Annotated in this window: 4 protein-coding genes; 3 read left to right on the forward strand and 1 reads right to left on the reverse strand. The window is 62.9% G+C overall.

The annotated features are described in order from the left end of the window. Nucleotides 1–325: 325 nt before the first annotated feature. Entirely contained in the window at nt 326–1,333 is a 1,008-nt protein-coding gene (locus EOA75_RS30695) for an iron ABC transporter substrate-binding protein (RefSeq protein WP_127325908.1), read from the reverse strand. A 204-nt stretch (nt 1,334–1,537) separates the two neighbouring features. On the opposite strand from EOA75_RS30695, the gene EOA75_RS30700 reads away from it, so the two are divergent. The 3 genes from EOA75_RS30700 to EOA75_RS30710 form a co-directional block, all read left to right on the forward strand. Then, nucleotides 1,538–2,074 carry a sigma-70 family RNA polymerase sigma factor gene (locus tag EOA75_RS30700; RefSeq protein ID WP_066990192.1) on the forward strand — a complete coding sequence of 179 codons (537 nt, stop codon included), beginning with the start codon at nt 1,538–1,540 and terminating at the stop codon, nt 2,072–2,074. A 1-nt stretch (nt 2,075) separates the two neighbouring features. Continuing rightward, nucleotides 2,076–2,714: an NrsF family protein gene (locus tag EOA75_RS30705; RefSeq protein WP_127325909.1), complete on the forward strand. Its 639-nt coding sequence runs from the start codon at nt 2,076–2,078 to the stop codon at nt 2,712–2,714. Nucleotides 2,715–2,846: 132 nt separating this feature from the next. Further along, on the forward strand, nt 2,847–3,425 hold a 579-nt coding region (locus EOA75_RS30710), incomplete at its 3' end, for a PAS domain S-box protein (protein ID WP_245466787.1).

A 3,425-nucleotide genomic window follows, 5' to 3' on the forward strand; every position in this document is an offset into this window, starting at 1 on the left:
ACCGTGTCCCATCCCGTCTGGATGCCCACCCAGACGATGAAGGCAAGCGGCAGGAGAGCGATCAGCGAGACGATGGCGGCCGCAAGCGTAATCCACGACGTGGACCGCCGGCTCTGCCTTGCGGCAGCCGGCGGCCCCGAATGCGTGAGGTCGATCGCGGACATCAGCCGGAATGCACCGCCTGGAGACGATCTGATGAACCGCGAACGCGGTCGGAAACGCAGATGATCGTCATCGACGAGGCCATCTCCAAAACAAAAGCGCTCCCGCGGAAAGCGAATTCCGGCGGGAGCACGGTCGGTTGTCCTTTTAGGACGAACGCGGACTAAAGCAAGCCGGCTTGCGTCATCAGGTCGATGACCTTCTTCGAGTTCAGGTGCGTCGGATCGATGTTGGGCGCCTGCAGATCGGCCAGCGGCACGAGCTTCGGGTTCGACATGGCATCCTTGCCGACCGCGTATTCATAAGAGGTCCCGGTTCTCAAAACCTCCTGGCCGGCCTTGCCGGTGACCCACTTCAAGAAAGCCTGGGCTTCCTTCGGATGCTTGCTCGAGGCCAGCACGCCGCCGCCAGAGATCGACACGAACGCGCCCGGGTCCTGGTTCTTGAAATAATGCAGGCCGACATTCTTGCTGTTCTCGCCGGTCTTCGCCTGGTCGCCGAAATAGTAGTAGTGGTAGATCACGCCGCCATCGATCTCCCCGGCATTGACCGCCTTCATCACCGTATTGTTGCCCTTGTAGGCGGTGAAGTTCTCCTTCATGGCCTTCAGCCAGTCGGAAGTCGCGGCTTCACCTTTGAGCTCGAGCATCGCGCTGACGATGGCCTGGAAATCGGCGCCGGACGGCGAGGCGGCCCACCGGCCCTTCCAGCTCGGATCGGCAAGGTCGAGCAGCGACTTGGGCAGCTGGCCTTCCTTGAGCTTGTCCTTGTTGTAGGCAAAGACGGTGCTGCGCGCGGCGACGCCCACCCATTTGCCGCTCGAAGGCTGGTATTCCTGCGGAACCTGAGCGAGGGTGTCGGCATCGACCGGCGTGAACAGGCCGGCCGCCTCGACCAGCGCCATCGCCGGCGAATTCTCGGTCAGGAACACGTCGGCCGGCGAGGCAGCACCCTCGGCGACGATCTGGTTGGAGAAATCGCTGTCGCCGCCATTGCGCAGCGTGACCTTGATGCCAGTTTCCTTGGTGAAGCCCTTCGCCCATTCCTTGGCCAGGCTTTCATGCTGGGCGTTGTAGACGATGATGCCTGCATCCTCCGCCATGGCCGGTCCGGCAATCAGGCCGAGGGCCAGCGCGGCGGCGCCGGCAAGAGTGGAAAAGGCAGTTTTCATGGGCATCGTCCTCAAATCTGCAGACAGGGGTTCGGGCTCAGGCGCACCTATAAATACCTGATTACAATAGTCAACATTCCGGCCTGCTTCAATCGGTCGCCGTGCCGCAAACTTTCGTGATTTTCCGGTACTTTGGCTTGGACATTATTTCGCCGGACACGTAACAAACCAGGGCCGAGACGCGAACATCGGGGGTAAACTCTTGTGACCGGCAAGGACGAGGCCGAGCTTTCCCGGCTGCTCAGGGCCGCGATCGCGGGAGACGAAAGGGCTTACGCCGACTTTCTTCACCGGATAGCCGCTCTCGTTCGTGGCTTCGTCCGGCGCAAGATCGTCCAGGGCGGGGTCGACCCCGAGGATGTCGTGCAGGAAACCTTGCTGGCCATTCACGTCAAAAGGCACACGTGGCGAGAAGACGCGCCGGTGCTGCCATGGGTCTATGCGATCGCCCGCTTCAAGCTGATCGATGCATTCCGCAGGCGCGGCCGTCGCATCGAGGTCGAGATCGACGAGATCGCAGAGACGTTCGCCGAGCCGGAAGCGGAGACGGTGAGCGAGCGCGACATAAACCGGGCCCTGGACGGCTTGCCGCCCTCGCAGCGTTCCGTGGTTTCCTCGATCTCGGTCGACGGCCATTCGATCGGCGAAACGGCGGTCAAGCTCGGCATCAGCGAGACGGCGGTGCGCGTGTCGCTGCATCGCGGCCTTGCCGCGATCGCCAAAAGGTTCGGACGACGGTGACATGAGAACCGAGGACCTCATAAAGGCGCTCGACGCCGATGCCCGCAACAAGGCGATGCCGCTTGGCCTCGCCTGGTGGCTGGCCGTCGGCGTGGCGGTTGTGGTCGCGGCGGTGGTCTTTTTCATGACCATCGGTCCGCGCCCGGACATCATGCCGGCCATGCATACGATGCGCTTCATATCGAAGTTCGTCTTCACCTTGGCGCTCACGACCAGCGCATTCGCTCTGATCCGAGCGCTGTCGGCGCCCGGTGCGGCGAGCAGGCGAGCGAAACTATGGATGCCCGCCGCGCCCGCGCTCGTCGTGATCGCGGTCATCCTGGAGCTTTTCGTCGTGCCCGAGGCGGACTGGGGCAGGCGGCTCGTGGGTACCAACATGATGATCTGCATGAGCTTCATCCCGTTGATCGGCATCGGTCCCCTGGCGATCTTCCTCGGCATGCTGCGCTATGGCGCGCCGACGCGGCCGGTGCTGGCCGGCGCGGTCGCGGGCCTGCTCGCGGGGGGCGTGGCGGCGACCTTCTATGCCGCACATTGCTTCGACGATTCGCCGCTGTTCGTCGCCACCTGGTACACGATCGCGATCGCTTTCCTCACCGCACTCGGCGCGCTTGGCGGACGGTTTTTCGTCCGCTGGTAGGATTACACACCGATCCTTAATCATGCCGGCAATTGCTTTGCCGGTTAGCGGCGTGGCCGCCGCAGCTTACAACCATTCCTTAAAATCGATCCGCCAGGGTTGTGGCAGTTGCGCATGGGGTGGGATCGCATTGTGGCGTGGTTGAGTTGGAAAGGTCCGCGGGCCGGCAAGCGCGCTGTGCTCGCCTTGATGGCGGCAGGGCTTATCACCCTGATGGCGTCGGTCCTGTTGCCGGCGCTGGAGCTCGGTGCGGACGCGCTGAAGTTCTGCCTGCAGATATCGGTCGCCGTCACCGCCGTGACGCTCTTTGTCTCGGCGCTGTTCATCCGCAGGATCATCGACGACCGCCGGCAGATTGCCGAGAGCGAGCAGCGCTTTCGCCGCGCGATGGAAGATTCGGCGATCGGCGTCGCCATCGTCGGCCTCGACGGCCGCATCCTTCAGACCAATCCCGCCTTCGCGGCGATGCTCGGCTACAGCCGGGCGGAAATCGAGGCGCTGACCTTCTTCCAGATCACGCATCCCGACGATCTGCAGATCGGCCGTGAGACGATGATCGCGCTGAAAGAGGGAAAGATCGATTCCTTTCATTTCGAGAAGCGCTACCTCAAGAAGGACGGCACTCCGGTCTGGGCGCAGCTCGCGGGCTCGGTCATTCGCGAAGACGAGACCGGCAAGCCGCTCTATCTTGTGTCGCAGATCGAGGACATC

Origin of the sequence: Mesorhizobium sp. M1A.F.Ca.IN.022.07.1.1 (assembly GCF_003997575.1) — a bacterium.
GTDB lineage: Bacteria > Pseudomonadota > Alphaproteobacteria > Rhizobiales > Rhizobiaceae > Mesorhizobium.

Coding starts and splice junctions, on each gene's coding strand:
- EOA75_RS30705 (WP_127325909.1), top strand. CDS start 2,076: ATGAGAACCGAGGACCTCATAAAGGCGCTCGACGCCGATGCCCGCAAC.
- EOA75_RS30695 (WP_127325908.1), bottom strand. CDS start 1,333: ATGAAAACTGCCTTTTCCACTCTTGCCGGCGCCGCCGCGCTGGCCCTC.